Below are 22,292 nucleotides of genomic sequence, written 5' to 3'. Positions count from 1 at the left end.
TGAGCACGGGGTGTTCCCTGTCAATACAGAAGCGACTCGCTATCTGAACAATTCGCTATCTGAACAATAAGAGGCAAACCCATGGAGATGTTGTCAGGCGCCGAGATGGTGATTCGATCGCTGATCGATCAGGGCGTAAAACATGTGTTCGGCTATCCGGGCGGCGCGGTGCTGGATATTTATGATGCGTTGCACACCGTCGGCGGCATAGAACACATTCTGGTGCGCCACGAACAGGGCGCGGTACATATGGCCGACGGCTACGCCAGAGCGACCGGCGAAGTGGGCGTGGTGCTGGTCACCTCCGGTCCGGGCGCCACCAACGCCATTACCGGCATCGCCACGGCGTATATGGATTCCATTCCGCTGGTGGTGATTTCCGGTCAGGTCGCCACCTCGCTGATTGGCTATGACGCCTTTCAGGAATGCGACATGGTGGGGATTTCCCGTCCGGTGGTGAAACACAGCTATCTGGTCAAACAGACCGAAGATATTCCCACCGTGCTGAAAAAAGCCTTCTATCTCGCCTCTACCGGCCGCCCCGGTCCGGTGGTGGTGGATTTGCCGAAAGACATTCTCAACCCGGCCAAAAAACTGCCTTACGCTTACCCCGATCAGGTCAGCCTGCGCTCTTACAATCCGACGGTGCAGGGACATAAAGGCCAAATCAAACGCGCGCTGCAGACGTTGCTGGCCGCCGAACGTCCGGTGATTTACAGCGGTGGCGGGGTGATCAACGCCGATTGTCATCAGGAACTGCGCGAACTGGCGGAAAAACTCAACCTGCCGGTGGCCAGTTCGCTGATGGGGCTGGGCGGTTTTCCGGGCACGCATCGTCAGAGTCTGGGTATGCTTGGTATGCACGGCACCTACGAAGCCAATATGGCGATGCACAACGCCGATGTGATTTTTGCCGTCGGGGTGCGGTTTGACGACCGAACCACCAATAACCTGACTAAGTACTGCCCGAACGCCACCATTCTGCATATCGATATCGACCCGGCGTCCATCTCCAAAACCGTGGCGGCGGATATCCCGATCGTCGGCGATGCTCGTCAGGTGCTCAGCCTGATGCTGGAGCTGCTGGCGCAAGGTGGCGACGTACAACAGAAATTTGACGCGATGCGTGACTGGTGGCTGCGCATTGAGCAGTGGCGCGCGCGTCAGTGCCTGAAATACAACACCGATGGCGATGCCATCAAACCGCAGGCGGTGATCGAAACCCTGCACCGTCTGACGGAAGGCAAAGCTTACGTGGCATCCGACGTGGGGCAGCACCAGATGTTCGCCGCGCTGTATTATCCGTTTGATCAGCCGCGCCGTTGGGTCAACTCCGGCGGTTTGGGCACCATGGGCTTCGGCCTGCCTGCCGCGCTCGGCATCAAGCTGGCGTTGCCGCAGGAAACGGTCATCTGCGTCACCGGCGACGGCAGTATCCAGATGAATATTCAGGAATTGTCCACCGCGTTGCAGTATGACCTGCCGATTGTGGTGGTCAGCCTCAACAACCGTTTCCTCGGCATGGTTAAACAGTGGCAGGACATGATCTATTCCGGGCGCCACTCCAGTTCCTACATGGAATCCCTGCCGGATTTCGTCAAGCTGGCGGAAGCTTACGGTCACGTCGGCATTACCATCGATACTCCGGATGAGCTGGAACCGAAGCTCAAAGCGGCGCTGGAACAGAAAAATCGTCTGGTGTTCGTGGATGTGCGGGTGGACAGCAGCGAGCACGTCTATCCGATGCAGATCCGCGGCGGCGGGATGGATGAGATGTGGTTAAGCAAAACGGAGAGGACCTGATCATGCGTCGTATTTTGTCGGTATTGCTGGAGAACGAATCGGGTGCTCTGTCGCGCGTGATTGGCCTGTTTGCTCAACGTGGTTACAACATTGAAAGTTTAACCGTCGCCCCGACGGACGACCCGACCCTGTCGCGGATGACCATCCAGACGGTGGGTGACGAGAAAGTGCTGGAACAGATTGAAAAGCAACTGCATAAGCTGGTGGACGTGTTGCGGGTCAGTGAGCTGGGACAAGGTGCTTATGTTGAACGCGAGCTGATGCTGGTCAAATTGCAGGCCACCGGTTACGGCCGTGAGGAGGTCAAGCGCAGCGCGGAAATCTTCCGCGGGCAGATCGTCGATGTCACCGCATCGCTGTATACCGTTCAGCTGGCGGGCACCAGCGAGAAGCTGGACGCGTTTCTCAACAGCGTGCGCGAAGTGGCTGAAATTGTTGAAGTCGCGCGCTCCGGTATCGTGGGCGTATCGCGCGGTGACCGCGTCATGCGCTGAAGTCGTGCTGAAATTCGGCCGATTGTCTGATGGTTTGCTGATTTTCATACAGCAATACTGGCTTTTCTGATGGTAATATCTGGCCCGGCCATGACGCCGGGCTTTTCTGATCCTGATTGAAGTAAATAATAAAAGCGGTTGCCCGTCAGTGTTTTCTGCGCTTAGATCGGTATCATATCCACGGTTAATTCATGGTTATCGTTTCATTCTTTATTTTTTGTCCGGCTTATTAAGGGGTTGCCAGTGAAACTGGATGAAATCGCGCGTCTTGCTGGGGTTTCGCGTACAACGGCCAGTTACGTTATTAATGGCAAGGCGAAGCAATATCGTGTCAGCGATAAGACCGTTGAGAAAGTGATGGCGGTGGTCAGGGAGCACAACTACCATCCGAACGCCGTCGCAGCCGGCTTGCGTGCCGGACGCACCCGCTCCATCGGGCTGGTCATTCCGGACCTGGAAAACACCAGTTATACCCGTATCGCCAATTATCTGGAGCGCCAGGCTCGTCAGCGCGGCTATCAATTGCTGATCGCCTGTTCTGAAGATCAACCTGATAACGAGATGCGCTGCATCGAGCATCTGCTGCAGCGTCAGGTGGATGCGATTATCGTTTCGACGGCGCTGCCGCCGGAACACCCGTTTTACCAGCGTTGGGCCAATGATCCGCTGCCGGTGATCGCGCTCGATCGGGCGTTGGATCGCGAGCATTTCACCAGCGTGGTCGGGGCGGACATGGAAGACGCGGAGATGCTGGCGCAGGAGCTGCGCAAGGTGCCGGCGGAATCGGTGATGTATCTTGGCGCGCTGCCGGAGCTGTCGGTCAGTTTCCTGCGCGAGCAGGGATTCCGACGCGCCTGGGCGGAAGATCCGCGTCAGGTGAATTATATCTACGCCAACAGCTATGAACGCAGCGCGGCGGCGGCGGTGTTTGAGGAATACCTGAAAACCCACCCGATGCCGCAGGCGTTGTTTACGACCTCGTTCCCGCTGTTGCAGGGGGTGATGGACGTGACGCTCAGACAGAGTGGACGTCTGCCGAACAATCTGGCTATCGCCACATTCGGTGATAATGAATTGCTGGATTTCCTGGAATGCCAGGTGCTGGCGGTGGCGCAGCGCCATCGTGAGGTGGCGGAACGGGTGCTGGAGCTGGTGCTGGCGAGTCTGGATGAGCCGCGTAAACCGAAACCGGGTTTATACCGTATTCGTCGTAATCTCTACCGTCGTGGTTTTCTAAGCCGTCTCTGATCGTGAGTCGTTTCTGATCGTTAGTCGTTTTTGAACGATAGTTGTTTTTGAACGATAGTTGTTTTTGATCGATAGCTGTTTTTTGATCGATAACATGCGGCGCTGGAATATTCTCCATTCTGCGCCGCATAAGATAATTCCTATTTTTATCCCGTTTTTCCCTCTTTTTATATACCCAAAATAATTCGAGTCGCAGGACAAAACGCGTTGACCCTTCAGGGCAAGACTCATAATGAGTCTTGTAACGCGGCGACGCAGCTCGCTGCGGTTCCGAAGGGGCGAGGCCCAGTGATGGGCCGAGTAATAAAGCCAACGCACCTGCAGCTTGAAGCATGACGGGGATATTTATTCCATAGCCGCTTGTTGCGCTGGATTAATGGCTGGCAATTTGCGGACGGGAAGGAACGCCGACCCGGAACAGACGGCGACAATATTCCAGAAAATAACCGTACGCCACTCCCATGAACATAGAAATTACCGCGTTGCTGGCAACCGCTTTCAGGATTTGCGATGGATCGGCGCCAATCGTCAACAAAATAGCGGCATAAACCGGCGACTGAAAACTGACATAGGCAAACAGGTCCGCCATATTTTTTCCCCAGCGCAAATCCGCGTTCAGGCGTAACGCCAGGGCGACGATACGATCGCGGTAAAGGCCGTAGGGCCAGGCAATGACGATGTTGACCGGAATCGATAGCAGCCGGGAAGAGAGCGACTGCTGGAAGGTCATGCCGGACAGCAGGATTTCGATCGCCATGCCGGTCAGGAAGCAATACACCACCATGGCAACGGTATCGGCAACGATGCCACGCACGCGGGAAATGGGGGAAAGCATATTGTATGGCTCCATGGTAAAGGATAATAACGTTGCTTATGGTCTATTTTTTTGGTGTTTAGTTTTGGTTTGTTGCTTTATTTGTAGTCTACATAACTATTTATCGCGTTTTAACTAGCTTAAAAAACTTATTTTTGCTCGTTTTTTGTTCAGTGGCGCAACTTTATGGTTGCAAATCGTCTTTTTCATTCGATTATCACGAGTTGGGTATCTAACCTTATATAAAACAATCAATTAATGAGATGCGGGCGACGGGGGGAAAAGCCGGCCGGAAACGGCGTAGTTTGGAATGAAAAGGTTGCTGAACGGTAAAGTGCAAGTGAATGTGAACGATACTGGAAATAAAACCAGTTATTATTCCTGACGCAGATGAAACAGCCGGTTAATGTTTCAGACATGAATAGATAACGTGAGTTGAAGTAACCAACAGTGTGGTTCAGGTCAAAAAAATGGGATCCCGAGTTCAATAAATTTATTTTGCTCGCCACGCTTTGTGACGACAGGAAAAATAATGTTTAAAAATGCTTAAAAATCAGTCGATAAAAATATTTCGATATCGTATGAAAATTTAAGAAATACGTATCGAACTGTGACAGGCAAAATAATATTGCACCGGATGAAAAATTCTATATCTTTATGCGCCTCCCCGAGAGCCATTAATTTTCCTTAAATAATCACAGCGTTAATCCTCATTATTTCTTCGTGGTGGTTTTTTTGCGGTTTTTTCACTCTCTGATTCGGCGGGAAATAATGCCCGGGCGCAGCCGTGCTGGCTTGACAAGCTTTTCATCCCCTCCGTAAACTCTCAATAGTGGGGATTTGTGGGGCAAAGTGGTGAAAAAGGTCATGAAGGGTTAAATACTGTCATGTTTCGTGGGGCGACACTGGTCAACCTCGACAGTAAAGGACGGCTTGCCGTTCCCACCCGTTACCGGGACTTACTGAACGAGGAAGCTCAAGGGCAAATGGTATGCACCATTGACCTTCATCAGCCCTGCCTGCTGCTTTACCTGCTACCCGAATGGGAAATTATCGAACAGAAACTTTCTCGCCTGTCGAGTATGAACCCAGCTGAACGCCGCGTTCAGCGCCTGCTACTCGGGCATGCCAGCGAATGCCAGATGGATAACGCCGGAAGGATACTGATTGCCTCTACGCTGCGGCAGCATGCGGGTCTTACGAAAGAAGTGATGCTGGTCGGCCAGTTCAACAAGTTTGAACTGTGGGATGAACAGACCTGGTATCGACAAGTCAAGGAAGATATTGACGCTGAGCAGTCCACTCAGGAGCCCTTATCTGAGCGGCTGCAGGACTTATCACTATAGTCATGGCAGAAACGTTTAAACACACCACCGTGTTGCTGGATGAAGCCGTCAACGGCCTGAACATTCGCAGCAACGGTATCTACATTGACGGTACGTTTGGCCGGGGTGGCCATTCCCGTCTCATTCTGTCCCGTCTTGGGCCGGAAGGCCGTTTGTTGGCCATCGACCGCGATCCTCAGGCGGTCGCAGTCGCCAATACCATTGATGATGCGCGTTTTTCCATTATTCACGGACCGTTTTCCGAACTGGCTGAGTACGTCGACGAGCGTGGGCTGACCGGCAAAATCGACGGCATCCTGCTGGATTTGGGCGTCTCGTCGCCTCAGCTCGACGACCCCGAACGGGGATTTTCTTTTATGCGGGACGGGCCGCTGGACATGCGTATGGACCCTACTCGGGGCCAGTCGGCGGCGGAATGGCTGATGAAAGCGGAAGCGGAAGACATCGCCTGGGTGCTGAAAACGTTCGGTGAGGAGCGTTTCGCCAAACGCATCGCGCGGGCGATTGTGGAGCGGAACCGTGTCGAACCGTTGACCCGCACCAAAGCGCTGGCGGAGCTGATTGCCGCCGCCAGCCCGATTCGCGAGAAGCACAAGCATCCGGCGACCCGTTCCTTTCAGGCCATTCGTATCTATATCAACAGCGAGCTGGAAGAGATCGAGCGGGCGTTGGACGGCGCATTGCAGGTGCTGGCGCCTGAAGGTCGCCTGTCGGTGATTAGCTTCCACTCGCTGGAAGACCGGATTGTGAAACGCTTTATCCGCCAGCACAGCCGGGGGCCGCAGGTGCCCGCAGGCCTGCCGCTGACGGAAGAGCAACTGCGCAGCCGTGGCGGCCAGACGCTCAAGGCCGTAGGCAAAATGATGCCGCCAGATGAAGAAGTGGCGGACAATCCGCGCGCGCGCAGTTCGGTGCTGCGCTTTGCCGAGAGACTGCCGTCGTGATCGGCAACGAGCGCCATTCGCTGGGCGGCGTGATTGGCGATGATCTGCTGCGACACGGAAAACTGCCGCTGTTGCTGCTGATCGCGGTGTTGGTGTCCGCCATTCTGGTGGTGACCACCGCGCACCGTACGCGCCTGCTGACGGCGGAGCGTGAGCGATTATTGCTGGAACGCGATGCGCTGGATATCGAGTGGCGCAACCTGATTCTGGAAGAGAACGCCCTGGGCGATCACAGCCGCGTCGAGCAGATCGCCACCGAGAAACTGCACATGGTGCACGTTGATCCTTCACAGGAAAATATTGTGGTTAAACAACAATGAGCTGACAGGTATCGCCTAAATTATGAAAGCAGCGCGACCGGGAAAATTGAAGCGTCAGGAAGAACATGCCAGCTTTGTCAGCTGGCGTTTTGCGTTGCTTTGCGGCGGTATTCTGCTGTGCATGGTGGGGTTGATGTTGCGGGCGGCGTATCTGCAGGTGATCGCGCCCGACAAGCTGGTGCGTGAAGGCGACATGCGCTCCCTGCGCGTGCAGGAGATTCCGACCGCGCGCGGTATGATCAGCGATCGCGCCGGTCGTCCGCTGGCGGTTAGCGTGCCGGTTAACGCTGTCTGGGCCGACCCGAAAGATCTCAACGATCATGGCGGTATTTCACTGGATACCCGCTGGAAGGCGCTGGCGGACGCGCTGGGAATCCCGCTGGACCAAATCGCCTCTAAGGTGAACGCCAACCCGAACGGCCGCTTTGTCTATCTCGCCCGCCAGGTGAACCCGGCGGTCGGTGAGTACATCCACAAACTGAAACTGCCGGGCATCAATCTGCGGCAGGAATCCCGCCGTTATTATCCTTCCGGTCAGGTGACGTCGCATCTGATTGGTCTTACCAATATCGACGGTCAGGGAATTGAAGGCATCGAGAAGAGCTTCGATCGCTGGCTGACCGGCCGCCCCGGCGAGCGTACCGTGCGCAAAGACCGCTTTGGGCGGGTCATCGAAGACATATCCTCGGTAGACAGTCAGGCGGCGCACAACCTGATGCTCAGTATCGACGAACGCCTGCAGGCGCTGGTGTACCGCGAGCTGAACAACGCGGTGGCGTTCAACAAAGCCGAGTCGGGCACCGCGGTGCTGGTGGATGTCAACACCGGTGAAGTGCTGGCGATGGCCAACAGTCCCTCCTACAACCCGAACAACCTGACCGGCACGCCGACCGACGTGATCCGCAACCGCGCCATTACCGATATTTTCGAACCCGGTTCGACCGTGAAACCGATGGTGGTGATGACGGCGCTACAGCGCAACGTGGTTAAGGAAAATGCGGTGCTCAACACGTTGCCGTATTACATCAACGGTCATGAAATCAAGGATGTGGCGCGTTATAGCGAACTGACCCTGACCGGCGTGCTGCAAAAGTCCAGTAACGTTGGCGTATCGCATCTGGCGCTGGCGATGCCGGCTTCCGCGTTGGTGGACACTTACTCCCGATTTGGTCTGGGCAAAGCCACCAATCTGGGGCTGGTGGGAGAGAGTTTGGGTCTGTACCCGAATCGCCAGCGCTGGTCGGATATCGAGCGCGCCACGTTTTCGTTTGGCTACGGCCTGATGGTGACCCCGCTGCAACTGGCGCGTGTCTACGCCACTATCGGCAGCTTTGGTATTTACCGTCCGCTTTCCATCACTAAAGTCGACCCGCCGGTACCGGGCGAGCGCGTGTTTTCCGAACAGATTGTCCGCACCGTGGTGCACATGATGGAGAGCGTGGCGTTGCCCGGCGGCGGCGGCACTAAAGCAGCGGTGAAAGGCTACCGCATCGCGATTAAAACCGGTACGGCGAAGAAGGTCGGCCCGGATGGCAAGTACATCAACAAATACATCGCCTATACCGCCGGGGTGGCGCCGGCCAGTAACCCGCGCTTTGCGCTGGTAGTGGTCATTAACGACCCGCAGGCGGGGAAATACTATGGCGGCGCGGTGTCGGCGCCGGTGTTCGGGGCGATCATGGGTGGCGTACTGCGCACCATGAATATCGAACCGGATGCGTTGCCGACGGGTGAAAAAAGTGAGTTTGTAATCAACAGAAAAGAGGGTTCAGGTGACAGATCGTAACTTGCGCGATGTCCTGGCTCCGTGGGTGACCGATGCCCCGGAGCGCGCGCTGCGGGAAATGACATTAGACAGCCGCGTGGCGGCTGCCGGGGATCTGTTTGTGGCGGTAGTCGGCCACAAGACGGATGGGCGGCACTATATTCCGCAGGCTATTGCGCAGGGCGTCGCGGCGGTTGTCGCGCAGGCGGATGAGGCCACGCCCGATGGCACCCTGACTGAAATGCACGGCGTGCCGGTGATTTATCTTGAAAACCTGAATCAGCGTTTATCCGCGCTGGCAGGGCGTTTTTACCGCCAGCCATCGGCCTCGCTGCAACTGATCGGCGTCACCGGCACCAACGGTAAGACCACTACCACCCAGTTGCTGGCGCAGTGGAGTCAGGCGCTGGGCAAAACCAGCGCGGTGATGGGCACGGTCGGCAACGGCTTGCTGGGGCATGTGGCGCCGTCGGAAAACACCACCGGTTCGGCGGTGGATGTGCAACAGATTCTGAGCCAACTGGTGGAGCAAGGGGCGGATTTCGCCGCCATGGAAGTGTCTTCGCATGGGCTGGTACAGCACCGGGTGGAGGCGCTGTCGTTCGCCGCCGCGGTGTTTACCAACCTGAGCCGCGACCATCTTGATTATCACGGCGATATGACGAATTACGAAGCCGCCAAATGGCGGTTGTTCGCCGAGCATCAGGTCGGGCAGAAAATCATTAACGCCGATGACGAGGTTGGCCGTCGTTGGTTGCAGCGCCTGCCGGACGCTGTCGCGGTGAGCGTGGCGGGCGAGATCGACGCCGGTCGGGCGCATTGGCTGAAAGCCACCCATATCGATTATCACGACAGCGGTTTCACCGTGCAGTTCGACTCCAGTTGGGGCGCTGGCGAGATCAATAGCCGTCTGATGGGCGCGTTCAATGTCAGTAACCTGTTGCTGGCGCTGGCGACGCTGCTGTCGCTGGGTTATTCGCTGGAGCAGCTGGTGAAGACCGGTTCTGCGCTGCAGCCGGTCTGCGGTAGAATGGAAGTTTTTCTTGCCAGCGGCCGGCCGACGGTAGTGGTGGATTACGCCCATACCCCGGACGCGCTGGAAAAAGCGCTGGCGGCGGCGCGTTTGCACTGCCGGGGCGTGCTGTGGTGCGTATTCGGCTGCGGCGGCGATCGCGACAGAGGTAAGCGCCCACTAATGGGGGCGATTGCGGAACAACTGGCGGATAGGGTGATCGTTACCGACGATAACCCGCGCAGTGAAGACCCGCAGGCGATTGTGGCCGATATCCTGAGCGGATTGCTGGATGCGGGCCGGGTGCAGGCGATCGCCGGCCGGGCGGAAGCCGTCACCAGCGCGGTAATGCAGGCTGCCGCCGATGATGTGGTGCTGGTCGCCGGCAAAGGGCACGAAGACTATCAGTTGGTAGGAAACGAGCGGTTGGATTATTCGGATCGCATTACTGTCGCGCGTCTGCTGGGGGTTATCGTATGATCAGCGTCTCGTTGCGGCAGTTGGCTGATGTACTGGGCGCTCGCCTGGTAGGGGAAGACCTGACTATCAGCGAAGTGTCCACGGATACTCGTAAGCTCACCACCGGTTGTCTGTTCGTCGCGTTGCGCGGGGAAAAATTTGACGCTCATGATTATGCGGCGGATGCCGTTAATGATGGGGCGGCCGCATTATTGGTGAGTAAGCACTTACCAATAGATGTGCCGCAATTGGTGGTGGATGATACGCGCCTGGCGCTGGGTACGATGGCGGGCTGGGTGCGGCAGCAAAGCCGGGCGCGCGTCGTGGCGCTGACCGGTTCGTCGGGAAAAACCTCCGTCAAGGAAATGACCGCTGCGATTTTGCGCCAGTGCGGCAATGTGCTGTATACCGCCGGTAATTTCAACAACGATATCGGCGTGCCGCTGACGCTGTTCCGTTTGATGCCCGAGCATGACTACGCGGTGATTGAGCTGGGCGCCAACCATATCGGCGAGATTGCTTACACCACGGCGATGGTGCGTCCGGAAGCGGCGCTGGTAAATAACCTGGCCGCCGCGCATTTGGAAGGATTTGGTTCGCTCGAAGGCGTAGCGCAGGCCAAAGGCGAGATTTTTAGCGGTTTGCCGGCGCAGGGCGTAGCGATCCTCAATGCCGACAGCCACGATGAGGCGCGCTGGCACGATGCGCTGGCGGGGAAAACCCGCTGGCGCTTTTCACCGCAGGCGCGCGCAGGCGTCGATTTTTACGCCAGCGATGTCGGTATCAGCGAACGCGGGACCGATTTCGTGTTGCATACGCCGGCAGGCGATATTGCGGTGACCTTGCCGCTGCCGGGGCGCCATAACATCGCCAACGCGCTGGCGGCGGCGGCGCTGTCGCTGGCAGTAGGTGCGTCGCTGGACGCGGTGAAGGCTGGACTGGCGCAATTGCAGGCTGTGCCGGGGCGGTTGTTCCCGATTGCGCTGGCACCGGGAAAATTACTGCTGGACGACAGTTACAACGCCAACGTCGGTTCGATGACCGCGGCGACGCAGGTGCTGGCGGAGATGCCGGGCTACCGGGTGATGGTGGTCGGCGATATGGCCGAACTGGGCCAGGACGCGCAGGCGTGTCATCGCCAGGTGGGCGAAGCGGCCCGCAAGGCAAACATTGACAAGGTATTGAGCGTGGGTGTGCTGAGCGCGCTTATCGGCGACGCCAGCGGCACAGGTGAGCATTTTGACAATAAAACTGCGTTGATCGCCCGTTTGCGGGCGCTGGTGGCGCAGCACAATACCATTACCGTTTTAATTAAAGGTTCACGCAGCGCTGCGATGGAACAGGTAGTACACGCATTACAGGAGAATGCCACATGTTAGTTTGGCTGGCCGAGCATCTGGTCAAGTTTTATTCCGGCTTTAACGTCTTTTCGTATTTGACGTTCCGGGCCATTGTCAGCCTGCTGACGGCGTTAATCATTTCCCTGTGGATGGGGCCGCATCTGATCGCCTGGCTGCAACGCCTGCAAATCGGTCAGGTGGTGCGTAACGAAGGGCCGGAGTCCCATTTCAGCAAGCGCGGCACGCCGACCATGGGCGGGGTGATGATTCTGGCGTCGATCATTATTTCGGTGCTGTTGTGGGTCAACCTGGCTAACCCGTATGTCTGGTGCGTGCTGCTGGTGCTGGTGGGTTACGGCGCCGTCGGATTTGTGGATGACTACCGCAAGGTGGTGCGTAAAGACACCCGTGGGTTGATTGCCCGCTGGAAGTACTTCTGGCAGTCGGTGCTGGCGTTGGTGGTCGCGTTTTCCATGTACGCGATTGGCAAGGATACGCCGGCGACGCAGCTGGTGGTGCCGTTCTTCAAAGACGTGATGCCGCAACTGGGCGTGATGTACATCGTGCTGGCCTACTTCGTGATTGTCGGCACCAGCAACGCCGTCAACCTTACCGATGGCTTGGACGGGCTGGCCATCATGCCGACGGTGTTTGTGGCGGTTGGCTTTGCGCTGGTGGCCTGGGCGACCGGCAACATGAATTTCGCCAGCTACCTGCACATTCCGTATATCCGGCATGCCAGCGAGCTGGTGGTGGTGTGTACCGCGATTGTCGGCGCCGGCCTCGGATTTTTGTGGTTCAACACCTATCCGGCGCAGGTATTCATGGGCGATGTCGGCTCGCTGGCGCTGGGCGGCGCGCTAGGCACCATTGCGGTGCTGCTGCGTCAGGAGTTTTTGCTGGTGATCATGGGCGGGGTGTTTGTGGTGGAAACCCTGTCCGTCATTTTGCAGGTGGGTTCCTTCAAGCTGCGCGGCCAGCGGATTTTCCGTATGGCGCCGATCCACCACCACTACGAACTTAAGGGGTGGCCGGAGCCGCGGGTGATTGTGCGGTTCTGGATTATTTCGCTGATGCTGATGCTCATCGGCCTGGTAACGCTCAAGGTACGGTAAAAAATGGACTATCAGGGTAGAAAGGTTGTCATTATCGGGTTAGGGCTGACAGGGCTCTCCTGTGTTGATTTTTTCCTTGCACGCGGGGTGGTGCCGCGCGTGGTGGATACCCGTATCAGTCCGCCGGGCCTGGATAAACTGCCTGAGTCCGTTGAGCGTCATCTGGGCAGCCTCAATGATGAATGGCTGCTGTCCGCCGATCTGATCGTCGCCAGTCCGGGTATCGCGCTGGCGACGCCGATCCTGTGCGAAGCGGCGGAAGCCGGCATCGAGATTGTCGGCGATATCGAATTGTTTTGCCGTGAAGCGCAGGCGCCGATCGTCGCCATTACCGGTTCCAACGGCAAAAGCACCGTTACCACGCTGGTGGGTGAAATGGCGCACGCGGCCGGTTGGGCCGTCGGCGTGGGCGGCAACATCGGCGTTCCGGCGCTGGAGCTGCTCAAGCAGGAAAGCCAGCTGTATGTGCTGGAGTTATCAAGCTTCCAGCTGGAAACCACCTACAGCCTGCACGCTGTCGCGGCTACGATCCTCAATGTGACCGAGGATCACACCAACCGCTATCCGTTGGGATTACAGCAGTACCGCGCCGCTAAATTGCGTATTTATGAAAACGCCAAAGTTTGCATTGTGAACGCGGACGACGCCCTGACCATGCCGGTGCGCGGCGCCGACGCGCGCTGCCTGAGTTTCGGCGTGGATGTGGGCGATTACCACCTGAACCGGCAGCAGGGCGAAACCTGGCTGCGGGTGAAAGGTGAGCGGGTGTTGAATACCCGCGAAATCAAACTGGTCGGTCAGCACAACTACACCAATGCGCTGGCAGCGCTGGCGCTGGCGGACGCTGTGGGTATTCCCCGCTCGTCGGCCCTGATCGCGCTGACCTCTTTTACCGGCCTGCCGCACCGTTTCCAACTGGCGCTGGCGCGTCATGACGTGCGCTGGGTCAATGATTCCAAGGCTACTAACGTCGGCAGTACCGAGGCGGCGCTGAGCGGGCTGCATGTCGATGGCACGCTGCATTTGCTGCTGGGCGGCGACGGCAAATCGGCGGATTTCTCTCCGTTGCTGCGTTACCTGCAAGGCGACCGTATCCGACTGTACTGCTTTGGCCGTGATGGTGGGCAACTGGCGGCGCTGCGCCCGGAAATCGCCGAAAAGACCGAAACCATGGAGCAGGCGATGCGCCTTATCGCCAGCCGCACCCAGCCGGGAGACATGGTGCTGCTGTCGCCGGCCTGCGCCAGTCTCGATCAGTTCCGCAGTTTCGAACAGCGCGGCGATGAGTTCGCCCGTTTGGCGGAGGAGCTGGGATAATGCGCTTTATCGGGGCCGGCATGGTCGAACGTCTGAAAAGCTGGGTGATGGGGACGCGTGAAAGCGACAACCTCAGCACCGTGCTGTACGACCGGACGCTGCTGTGGTTGACCCTGGGGCTGGCGGTGATCGGCTTTGTGATGGTGACCTCGGCGTCGATGCCGGTCGGGCAGCGGCTGGCCAGCGATCCGTTTCTGTTCGCCAAGCGCGATGCGCTGTATCTGGGGCTGGCGTTCGGTCTGTCGCTGGTCACCATGCGAGTGCCGATGGAGGTCTGGCAGCGTTACAGCGTGGTATTGCTGCTGGCGTCGCTGGTGATGCTGCTGATCGTGCTGGCGGTGGGCAGCTCGGTTAACGGGGCGTCACGCTGGATTTCTCTCGGCCCGCTGCGTATCCAGCCGGCAGAGTTATCGAAGCTGTCGTTGTTCTGTTACCTCTCCAGCTACATGGTGCGCAAAGTTGATGAAGTGCGGAACAATTTCTGGGGCTTTTGCAAGCCGATGGGCGTGATGGTGGTGCTGGCGGTACTGCTGCTGGCTCAGCCGGACCTCGGCACGGTGGTGGTGCTGTTCATCACCACGCTGGCGATGTTGTTTCTGGCCGGAGCCAAACTGTGGCAGTTCCTGGCGATCATCGGCTGTGGCATCTTCGCCGTCGCGCTGTTGATTATCGCGGAACCGTACCGCGTGCGCCGCGTGACCTCGTTCTGGAATCCGTGGGACGACCCGTTCGGCAGCGGCTATCAGTTGACCCAGTCGTTAATGGCGTTTGGCCGTGGCGAACTGTGGGGGCAAGGGCTCGGTAATTCTATCCAGAAACTGGAATATCTGCCGGAAGCGCATACCGACTTCATTTTCTCCATCCTGGGGGAGGAACTGGGCTATATCGGTGTGGTTTTAGCGTTGTTAATGATATTCTTCGTCGCTTTTCGGGCGATGTCGATCGGGCGGCGGGCGCTGGAAATCGATCAGCGTTTTTCGGGCTTTCTGGCCTGCTCCATCGGTATCTGGTTCAGTTTTCAGACGCTGGTGAATGTCGGCGCGGCCGCGGGCATGTTGCCGACCAAAGGGCTGACGTTGCCGCTGATCAGTTACGGTGGTTCCAGTCTGCTGATTATGTCGACGGCTATCGTGTTGTTGTTGCGAATTGATTATGAAACGCGCCTGACCAAAGCGCAGGCGTTTACGAGGGGTGCCCGATGAGTGGCGAAGGCAAGCGTTTGATGGTGATGGCTGGCGGTACCGGCGGGCATGTGTTTCCCGGTCTGGCGGTGGCGCATCACTTGATGGCGCAAGGCTGGCAGGTGCGCTGGCTGGGCACGGCCGACAGAATGGAAGCGGATCTGGTGCCGAAACACGGTATCGACATCGACTTTATCCGTATTTCCGGTCTGCGCGGCAAAGGATTGACCGCATTGTTACTGGCGCCGGTGCGTATCTTCCGGGCGGTGCGGCAGGCGCAGGCGATTATGCGCCGCTATCAGCCGGACGTTGTGCTGGGAATGGGCGGCTATGTGTCCGGCCCCGGCGGTCTGGCGGCCTGGTTGTGTGGTATCCCGGTGGTTTTGCACGAGCAAAACGGTATTGCCGGGTTGACCAACCGCTGGTTATCGCGCATCGCCAAAAAAGTATTACAAGCGTTCCCGGGCGCGTTTCCCCACGCGGATGTGGTGGGAAATCCGGTGCGCACCGATGTGCTGGCGCTGCCGTCGCCGACAGAGCGGCTGGCTGACCGTAGCGGCCCGGTGCGGGTGCTGGTGGTTGGCGGAAGTCAGGGCGCGCGGGTGCTGAATCAAACCCTGCCCGGCGTGGCGGCGCGGTTGCATGACGCCGTTACCATCTGGCACCAGACCGGCAAAGGGGCTCAGGCAGAAGTACAGGCTGCCTATGCGCAGGCCGGTCAGCCGCAGCACCGGATTACCGAGTTTATCGACGACATGGCGGCGGCGTATGCCTGGGCCGATGTGGTGGTGTGCCGCTCCGGCGCGCTAACGGTCAGCGAGATTGCCGCAGCCGGGTTGCCGGCGTTGTTTGTGCCGTTCCAGCATAAGGATCGGCAGCAGTACTGGAATGCGTTGCCGCTGGAGCGTGCGGGCGCGGCAAAGATTATCGAACAGGCCGATCTCAGCGTGGATACGATCAGCGAGGTGCTGGCGGCCTGGGATCGCGCCACGTTACGCGATATGGCGCAAAAAGCCCGAACCGTGGCGATTCCCGATGCGACGGAACGGGTGGCGGCCGAAGTGGCGGCAGCGGCGATGCAGCGGGCGGTTCACGCTGTCCGGAATTAATGATAATGGCCGGCAATTGCCGGCGTTGATGTAGGTTGCGATAGAAGATAGTGAATACTCAAGAATTGGCGAAACTGCGTTCAATCGTGCCTGAGATGCACCGCGTCCGGCACATCCATTTTGTTGGCATCGGTGGTGCCGGCATGGGCGGTATCGCCGAAGTCCTGGCTAACGAAGGCTATCAGATCAGCGGTTCTGATCTGGCGCCCAACGCTGTGACGCAGCAATTGACCGATTTGGGCGCACGGATTTATTTCCATCATCGCCCGGAAAATGTGAACGAAGCGAGCGTGGTGGTGGTGTCCAGCGCCATTTCGGCGGACAACCCGGAGATTATCGCGGCGCATGAGGCCCGTATTCCGGTGATTCGCCGGGCAGAGATGCTGGCAGAATTGATGCGCTTTCGTCATGGCATCGCCGTCGCCGGGACGCATGGCAAAACCACGACCACCGCGATGGTGACCAGCATTTACGCGGAAGCGGGGCTGGACCCGACGTTCGTCAACGGCGGGCTGGTCAAAGCTGCGGGAACGCACGCCCGGTTGGGGTCGAGCCGTTACCTGATTGCGGAAGCGGACGAGAGCGATGCATCGTTCCTGCATTTGCAGCCGATGGTGGCGATTGTGACCAACATCGAAGCCGACCATATGGATACGTATCAGGGCGATTTTGAGAACCTCAAACAGACGTTCATCAACTTCCTGCACAACCTGCCGTTTTACGGTCATGCGGTGATGTGTCTGGATGATGCGGTGATTCGGGAGCTGTTGCCGAAAGTAGGGCGCCATATCACCACGTATGGTTTCAGCGACGATGCGGATGTTCGGCTGGCTGACTACCGTCAGGTCGGGGCGCAGGGGCTATTTACACTGGCGCGTCAGGGCAAACCGCTGCTGAATGTGACGCTGAACGCGCCGGGCCGTCATAACGCGCTGAATGCGGCGGCGGCGGTAGCGGTGGCGACGGAACAAGGCATTGACGACGATGCGATTCTGCGAGCACTGGCGCGCTTTCAGGGGACGGGACGTCGGTTTGATTTTCTGGGCGAATTCCCGTTGCAGCCGGTTAACGGCAAAAGCGGCAGCGCCATGCTGGTGGACGATTACGGGCATCACCCGACGGAAGTGGACGCCACCATCAAGGCGGCGCGCGCCGGCTGGCCGGATAAACGCCTGGTGATGATTTTTCAGCCGCATCGCTATACCCGCACGCGGGATCTGTACGATGACTTCGCGCACGTGCTGTCCCAGGTGGATGTGCTACTGATGCTGGACGTGTATTCGGCTGGGGAAGCGCCGATTCCGGGGGCGGACAGCCGGTCGCTGTGCCGTACCATTCGCGGGCGCGGCAAAATCGACCCGATCATGGTGCCGGATGTGGAGACGCTGCCTGAACTGCTGGCGCAGGCGCTGCAGGGCGATGATCTGGTGCTGGTTCAGGGCGCCGGCAACATTGGCAAACTGGCGCGTCGGCTGGCGGAAAACCGTCTGCAGGCGAAGACCAAAGACTGAGAACAGGATGACTGAGCACGTGATGGTAGTGATGCAACGTACCCACGCTGGCCACAGCGAAACCGGCCGATGGCCGGCTGCGGTTCGGTGCGCCGACGTTTCGTGCCCAGTCATGGCAGACAACGGTTACCGCCGCGTATCCGTTGTGGAGTTGGCTGATTAGTATGTCGCAGGCGGCGTTGAATACACGCGGACGTGAGCAGGAAAAGGGCGCACGACGCAGTAATGGCGGTCAACTGGCGGGGATTATTTTCCTGCTGATGGTGGCCGGCACCATTTTGTGGGGAAGCTGGATGGTGCTGGGCTGGATGAAAGATGCCAGCCGTCTGCCGCTGTCCAGGCTGGTGGTGACCGGCGAGCGGCACTACACCACCAATGACGACATCCGCCAGGCGATTTTGTCGCTGGGTTCGCCGGGAACGTTCATGACGCAGGATGTGAATGTTATCCAGCAGCAGATCGAGCGCTTGCCCTGGATTAAACAGGCCAGCGTACGTAAGCAGTGGCCGGACGAATTAAAGATTCATCTGGTTGAATACGTTCCGTTTGCGCGCTGGAATGACCAGCTTATGGTTGACAGCGAGGGTAACGCCTTCAGCGTGCCGGCTGAGCGCATCGGCAATAAAAAAATGCCGATGCTGTACGGTCCGGAGGGCGGTGAAGAGGACGTGCTGGAGGGGTATCGCGAGATGAACCAGATACTGGCGGCAGGTAAGTTCACGGTGAAAATGGTGGCGATGACTGCGCGCCATTCATGGCAGGTTGGACTGGACGACGATATCCGCCTCGATCTGGGGCGCGATGACCGAAGTCGGCGTCTGGCGCGTTTTCTGGAGATCTATCCGTTGCTGCAGCGGCAGGCCCAGAATGAAAACAAGCGGGTTAACTACGTGGATTTGCGCTATGACACCGGCGCGGCGGTAGGTTGGAGCCCGGCATTTATTGATCAGCAAAAAGACATTGATCAGCAAAAGAACGGTAATCAGCAACAAAATCAGGCACAGGCTAAACAGCAATGATCAAGTCGACGGACAGAAAACTGGTAGTTGGGCTGGAAATCGGTACAGCAAAAGTGGCTGCGCTGGTAGGTGAAGTTCTGCCAGACGGCATGATCAATATCATCGGTGTGGGAAGCTGCCCGTCACGGGGCATGGATAAAGGCGGCGTTAACGATCTGGAATCGGTGGTCAAGTGCGTACAGCGCGCCATCGATCAGGCCGAGCTGATGGCTGATTGCCAGATTTCATCCGTGTATCTGGCGTTGTCCGGTAAGCACATCAGTTGCCAGAACGAGATCGGCATGGTGCCTATCTCTGAAGAAGAAGTGACGCAGGATGATGTGGAAAGCGTGGTGCATACGGCCAAGTCTGTCCGGGTCCGTGACGAGCACCGTATTTTGCATGTGATCCCGCAGGAATACGCCATTGATTATCAGGAAGGGATTAAAAACCCGGTTGGGCTGTCTGGCGTACGGATGCAGGCCAAGGTGCACCTGATCACCTGTCATAACGACATGGCGAAGAACATTGTTAAAGCGGTGGAGCGGTGCGGTCTGAAGGTGGATCAACTGATTTTCGCCGGGTTGGCATCCAGTTATGCGGTGCTGACCGAAGACGAGCGCGAACTGGGCGTGTGCGTAGTGGATATCGGCGGCGGCACCATGGATATGGCGGTGTATACCGGCGGCGCGCTGCGTCACACAAAAGTGATTCCTTATGCTGGTAACGTAGTCACCAGCGATATAGCCTATGCGTTTGGCACGCCGCCCACGGATGCGGAAGCGATCAAGGTGCGTTACGGTTGCGCGCTCGGTTCCATCGTCAGCAAAGATGAAACCGTGGAAGTACCGAGCGTCGGCGGTCGTCCGCCGCGTAGTCTGCAGCGTCAGACATTGGCGGAGGTGATTGAGCCTCGCTATACCGAGTTATTGAATCTGGTGAATGACGAGCTGTTGCAGTTGCAGGAACAACTGCGCCAGCAGGGCGTGAAGCATCATCTGGCGGCCGGCATCGTGCTGACCGGCGGTGCGGCGCAGATTGACGGTCTGGCTGCCTGCGCGCAGCGCGTGTTCCACACGCAGGTGCGCATCGGCCAGCCGTTGAATATCACCGGGTTAACGGATTATGCGCAGGAGCCCTATTACTCGACAGCGGTGGGGCTGCTGCATTACGGCAAAGAGTCTCATCTGAGTGGCGAACACGAGGTTGAGAAACGCGCCTCGGTCAGCAACTGGTTTAAACGCCTGAACAGCTGGCTGAGAAAAGAATTTTGACGGTTATCAAAAGAGATCATTTAGCACGACTTTTTTGATCTTGAAGTACCACAGGCACAAGACGGAGAGAAACTATGTTTGAACCAATGGAGTTAACCAACGACGCGGTGATTAAAGTCATCGGCGTCGGTGGTGGCGGCGGCAACGCCGTCGAACACATGGTGCGTGAACGCATCGAAGGTGTTGAATTCTTTGCGGTTAACACCGATGCTCAGGCACTGCGCAAAACGGCGGTCGGCCAGACCATCCAGATCGGTAGCGGTATTACCAAAGGTTTGGGCGCGGGCGCTAACCCGGAAGTGGGCCGCAATTCCGCCGAGGAAGACCGTGAAGCGCTGCGTTCTGCGCTGGAAGGTGCGGACATGGTGTTCATCGCAGCTGGCATGGGCGGCGGCACCGGTACCGGCGCTGCGCCGGTGGTGGCGGAAGTCGCCAAGGATCTGGGCATCCTCACCGTTGCGGTGGTGACCAAGCCGTTCAATTTTGAAGGCAAAAAACGCATGGCGTTTGCCGAACAGGGTATCGCGGAGCTGTCCAAGCACGTCGATTCGCTGATTACTATCCCCAACGACAAACTGTTGAAAGTGCTGGGGCGCGGCATCTCTCTGCTGGACGCGTTCGGCGCGGCTAACGACGTGTTGAAAGGCGCGGTACAGGGTATTGCCGAGCTGATTACCCGCCCGGGCCTTATGAACGTAGACTTTGCCGACGTGCGCACCGTGATGTCCGAAATGGGGTACGCCATGATGGGCTCCGGCGTGGCTCGCGGTGAAGACCGTGCGGAAGAAGCGGCGGAAATGGCTATCTCCAGTCCGCTGCTGGAAGATATCGACCTTTCCGGCGCGCGCGGCGTGCTGGTTAACATTACGGCCGGTTTCGATCTGCGTCTGGATGAATTTGAGACTGTTGGTAATACCATTCGCGCGTTTGCATCCGATAATGCGACGGTAGTGATTGGTACGTCGCTGGATCCGGATATGAACGACGAACTGCGGGTGACCGTGGTCGCCACCGGCATCGGCATGGACAAACGTCCGGAAATTACGCTGGTTACCAACAAGCAAAGCAGCCAGCCGGTTATGGACCACCGCTATCAGCAACATGGCATGGCGCCGCTGACGCAGGAAAAACCTGCGGCCAAAGTGGTGAACGACCAGAGCGTACAGACCAATAAAGAGCCGGACTATCTCGATATTCCTGCTTTCCTGCGTAAGCAGGCTGACTAAGGTCAGGTTGGAATCTCCGCTCTTTGTGCTAAACTGTGCCGCCGGCCTTAGTGTAAGCTAAGGTCGTAGGTTCAGATGAATGTGAGATAATACGATGATCAAACAACGTACATTAAAACGTATCGTACAGGCGACAGGGGTCGGTCTTCATACCGGCAAGAAAGTCACCCTGACTATGCGTCCTGCACCGGCAAATACCGGGGTCATCTATCGTCGTACTGACTTGAATCCACCGGTTGATTTTCCGGCTGATGCCAAATCCGTGCGTGATACCATGCTCTGTACTTGCCTGGTTAATGAGCATGACGTGCGCATTTCGACGGTGGAGCATCTGAATGCGGCTTTGGCGGGATTAGGCATCGACAACATTGTTGTTGAAGTAGATGCACCTGAAATTCCGATCATGGACGGTAGCGCCAGTCCGTTTGTCTACCTGCTGCTGGATGCTGGTATCGAAGAACTGAACTGTGCCAAGAAGTTTGTTCGTATCAAACAGCCTGTACGCGTAGAAGACGGTGACAAATGGGCAGAATTGAAGCCGTTTAACGGTTTTAGCCTCGATTTCACCATCGACTTCAATCACCCGGTGATTGATGCCGGTTCACAGCGCTTCAAGCTGGATTTCTCCGCTGATGCGTTTGTTCGCCAGATCAGCCGCGCGCGTACCTTTGGTTTTATGCGCGATATCGAGTATCTGCAGTCCCGTGGTTTGTGCCTGGGCGGCAGTCTCGATAGTGCGATCGTGGTGGATGATTACCGTGTGCTGAACGAAGATGGTCTGCGCTTTGACGATGAGTTCGTGCGCCACAAAATGCTGGACGCGATTGGCGACCTGTTCATGTGCGGTCACAACATCATCGGTGCGTTCACGGCGTTCAAATCCGGCCATGCGTTGAACAACAAACTGCTGCAGGCTGTGCTGGCTAAACAGGAAGCGTGGGAATTCGTGACCTTTGAAGATGAAGCGGAAATGCCGCTGGCTTTCAAGGCACCGTCTACCGTTCTGGCCTGAGCCG

General features: G+C 57.7%; 19 protein-coding genes. 18 read left to right on the top strand and 1 reads right to left on the bottom strand.

Going from position 1 to position 22,292, the window contains the following annotated elements; translation table 11 throughout:
- Positions 1–81 precede the first annotated feature (81 nt).
- The 3 genes from ilvI (at position 82) to cra (ending at position 3,545) form a co-directional block, all read left to right on the top strand.
- Positions 82–1,803 (top strand): acetolactate synthase 3 large subunit, encoded by a 1,722-nt coding sequence (ilvI, locus tag DDA898_RS18145; RefSeq protein WP_038911963.1) that lies wholly within the window; start codon positions 82–84, stop codon positions 1,801–1,803.
- Between the two features lie 2 nt (positions 1,804–1,805).
- Positions 1,806–2,297 carry an acetolactate synthase small subunit gene (ilvN, locus tag DDA898_RS18140; protein ID WP_038911962.1) on the top strand — a complete coding sequence of 164 codons (492 nt, stop codon included), beginning with the start codon at positions 1,806–1,808 and terminating at the stop codon, positions 2,295–2,297.
- A gap of 243 nt (positions 2,298–2,540) precedes the next feature.
- Positions 2,541–3,545: a catabolite repressor/activator gene (cra, locus tag DDA898_RS18135; protein ID WP_013319476.1), complete on the top strand. Its 1,005-nt coding sequence runs from the start codon at positions 2,541–2,543 to the stop codon at positions 3,543–3,545.
- A gap of 373 nt (positions 3,546–3,918) precedes the next feature.
- Here cra and DDA898_RS18130 read toward each other — a convergent pair whose 3' ends face one another.
- Positions 3,919–4,380: an L-alanine exporter AlaE gene (locus DDA898_RS18130; RefSeq protein ID WP_038911960.1), complete on the bottom strand. Its 462-nt coding sequence runs from the start codon at positions 4,378–4,380 to the stop codon at positions 3,919–3,921.
- A gap of 866 nt (positions 4,381–5,246) precedes the next feature.
- Between DDA898_RS18130 and mraZ the strand changes: the two genes are divergently transcribed.
- From mraZ to lpxC, 15 genes are all read left to right on the top strand, one after another.
- Entirely contained in the window at positions 5,247–5,705 is a 459-nt protein-coding gene (mraZ, locus tag DDA898_RS18125) for a division/cell wall cluster transcriptional repressor MraZ (RefSeq protein WP_012768364.1), read from the top strand.
- 2 nt (positions 5,706–5,707) lie between these two features.
- Positions 5,708–6,649 (top strand): 16S rRNA (cytosine(1402)-N(4))-methyltransferase RsmH, encoded by a 942-nt coding sequence (gene rsmH, locus DDA898_RS18120; protein WP_013319472.1) that lies wholly within the window; start codon positions 5,708–5,710, stop codon positions 6,647–6,649.
- A complete protein-coding gene (ftsL, locus tag DDA898_RS18115) occupies positions 6,646–6,969 on the top strand; it encodes a cell division protein FtsL (RefSeq protein WP_013319471.1) in 324 nt (107 codons plus the stop codon). Before rsmH ends, ftsL begins: the two co-directional genes overlap by 4 nt.
- A gap of 22 nt (positions 6,970–6,991) precedes the next feature.
- Positions 6,992–8,755 (top strand): peptidoglycan glycosyltransferase FtsI, encoded by a 1,764-nt coding sequence (locus DDA898_RS18110; RefSeq protein ID WP_038902086.1) that lies wholly within the window; start codon positions 6,992–6,994, stop codon positions 8,753–8,755.
- Positions 8,742–10,226 carry a UDP-N-acetylmuramoyl-L-alanyl-D-glutamate--2,6-diaminopimelate ligase gene (gene murE, locus DDA898_RS18105; RefSeq protein WP_013319469.1) on the top strand — a complete coding sequence of 495 codons (1,485 nt, stop codon included), beginning with the start codon at positions 8,742–8,744 and terminating at the stop codon, positions 10,224–10,226. The genes DDA898_RS18110 and murE overlap by 14 nt, the downstream gene beginning before the upstream one ends.
- The gene (murF, locus tag DDA898_RS18100; RefSeq protein WP_038911959.1) at positions 10,223–11,584 is read left to right on the top strand and encodes a UDP-N-acetylmuramoyl-tripeptide--D-alanyl-D-alanine ligase; all 1,362 of its coding nucleotides are present in this window, start codon (positions 10,223–10,225) and stop codon (positions 11,582–11,584) included. The genes murE and murF overlap by 4 nt, the downstream gene beginning before the upstream one ends.
- Positions 11,578–12,660, top strand: a complete 1,083-nt coding sequence (gene mraY / locus DDA898_RS18095) for a phospho-N-acetylmuramoyl-pentapeptide-transferase (RefSeq protein WP_013319467.1) — start codon at positions 11,578–11,580, stop codon at positions 12,658–12,660. Before murF ends, mraY begins: the two co-directional genes overlap by 7 nt.
- A 3-nt stretch (positions 12,661–12,663) precedes the next feature.
- Positions 12,664–13,977, top strand: coding sequence for a UDP-N-acetylmuramoyl-L-alanine--D-glutamate ligase (gene murD, locus DDA898_RS18090; RefSeq protein WP_038911958.1), 1,314 nt, complete (start codon positions 12,664–12,666; stop codon positions 13,975–13,977).
- Complete coding sequence (gene ftsW, locus DDA898_RS18085) at positions 13,977–15,179, top strand: cell division protein FtsW (protein ID WP_038911957.1); 1,203 nt, start codon at positions 13,977–13,979, stop codon at positions 15,177–15,179. Before murD ends, ftsW begins: the two co-directional genes overlap by 1 nt.
- Positions 15,176–16,267: an undecaprenyldiphospho-muramoylpentapeptide beta-N-acetylglucosaminyltransferase gene (gene murG, locus DDA898_RS18080; RefSeq protein ID WP_038911956.1), complete on the top strand. Its 1,092-nt coding sequence runs from the start codon at positions 15,176–15,178 to the stop codon at positions 16,265–16,267. Before ftsW ends, murG begins: the two co-directional genes overlap by 4 nt.
- 50 nt (positions 16,268–16,317) lie before the next feature.
- Entirely contained in the window at positions 16,318–17,778 is a 1,461-nt protein-coding gene (murC, locus tag DDA898_RS18075) for a UDP-N-acetylmuramate--L-alanine ligase (RefSeq protein ID WP_038902081.1), read from the top strand.
- A gap of 164 nt (positions 17,779–17,942) precedes the next feature.
- Positions 17,943–18,797, top strand: a complete 855-nt coding sequence (ftsQ, locus tag DDA898_RS18070; protein ID WP_013319462.1) for a cell division protein FtsQ — start codon at positions 17,943–17,945, stop codon at positions 18,795–18,797.
- Positions 18,794–20,050: a cell division protein FtsA gene (ftsA, locus tag DDA898_RS18065; RefSeq protein WP_013319461.1), complete on the top strand. Its 1,257-nt coding sequence runs from the start codon at positions 18,794–18,796 to the stop codon at positions 20,048–20,050. The genes ftsQ and ftsA overlap by 4 nt, the downstream gene beginning before the upstream one ends.
- A 74-nt stretch (positions 20,051–20,124) precedes the next feature.
- Positions 20,125–21,276 (top strand): cell division protein FtsZ, encoded by a 1,152-nt coding sequence (gene ftsZ / locus DDA898_RS18060; protein WP_012886159.1) that lies wholly within the window; start codon positions 20,125–20,127, stop codon positions 21,274–21,276.
- 94 nt (positions 21,277–21,370) lie between these two features.
- Complete coding sequence (lpxC, locus tag DDA898_RS18055; protein WP_038911955.1) at positions 21,371–22,288, top strand: UDP-3-O-acyl-N-acetylglucosamine deacetylase; 918 nt, start codon at positions 21,371–21,373, stop codon at positions 22,286–22,288.
- The last annotated feature ends 4 nt before the right edge of the window (positions 22,289–22,292 follow it).

Source organism: Dickeya dadantii NCPPB 898, from assembly GCF_000406145.1.
GTDB lineage: Bacteria > Pseudomonadota > Gammaproteobacteria > Enterobacterales > Enterobacteriaceae > Dickeya > Dickeya dadantii.
The sequence above is the reverse complement of the archived record's forward strand: the minus strand, read 5'-3'. Positions and strand labels throughout refer to the sequence as shown.

Coding starts and splice junctions, on each gene's coding strand:
- ilvI (WP_038911963.1), top strand. CDS start 82: ATGGAGATGTTGTCAGGCGCCGAGATGGTGATTCGATCGCTGATCGAT.
- ilvN (WP_038911962.1), top strand. CDS start 1,806: ATGCGTCGTATTTTGTCGGTATTGCTGGAGAACGAATCGGGTGCTCTG.
- DDA898_RS18130 (WP_038911960.1), bottom strand. CDS start 4,380: ATGCTTTCCCCCATTTCCCGCGTGCGTGGCATCGTTGCCGATACCGTT.
- mraZ (WP_012768364.1), top strand. CDS start 5,247: ATGTTTCGTGGGGCGACACTGGTCAACCTCGACAGTAAAGGACGGCTT.
- rsmH (WP_013319472.1), top strand. CDS start 5,708: ATGGCAGAAACGTTTAAACACACCACCGTGTTGCTGGATGAAGCCGTC.
- DDA898_RS18110 (WP_038902086.1), top strand. CDS start 6,992: ATGAAAGCAGCGCGACCGGGAAAATTGAAGCGTCAGGAAGAACATGCC.
- murF (WP_038911959.1), top strand. CDS start 10,223: ATGATCAGCGTCTCGTTGCGGCAGTTGGCTGATGTACTGGGCGCTCGC.
- mraY (WP_013319467.1), top strand. CDS start 11,578: ATGTTAGTTTGGCTGGCCGAGCATCTGGTCAAGTTTTATTCCGGCTTT.
- murD (WP_038911958.1), top strand. CDS start 12,664: ATGGACTATCAGGGTAGAAAGGTTGTCATTATCGGGTTAGGGCTGACA.
- ftsW (WP_038911957.1), top strand. CDS start 13,977: ATGCGCTTTATCGGGGCCGGCATGGTCGAACGTCTGAAAAGCTGGGTG.
- murG (WP_038911956.1), top strand. CDS start 15,176: ATGAGTGGCGAAGGCAAGCGTTTGATGGTGATGGCTGGCGGTACCGGC.
- ftsQ (WP_013319462.1), top strand. CDS start 17,943: ATGTCGCAGGCGGCGTTGAATACACGCGGACGTGAGCAGGAAAAGGGC.
- ftsA (WP_013319461.1), top strand. CDS start 18,794: ATGATCAAGTCGACGGACAGAAAACTGGTAGTTGGGCTGGAAATCGGT.
- ftsZ (WP_012886159.1), top strand. CDS start 20,125: ATGTTTGAACCAATGGAGTTAACCAACGACGCGGTGATTAAAGTCATC.
- lpxC (WP_038911955.1), top strand. CDS start 21,371: ATGATCAAACAACGTACATTAAAACGTATCGTACAGGCGACAGGGGTC.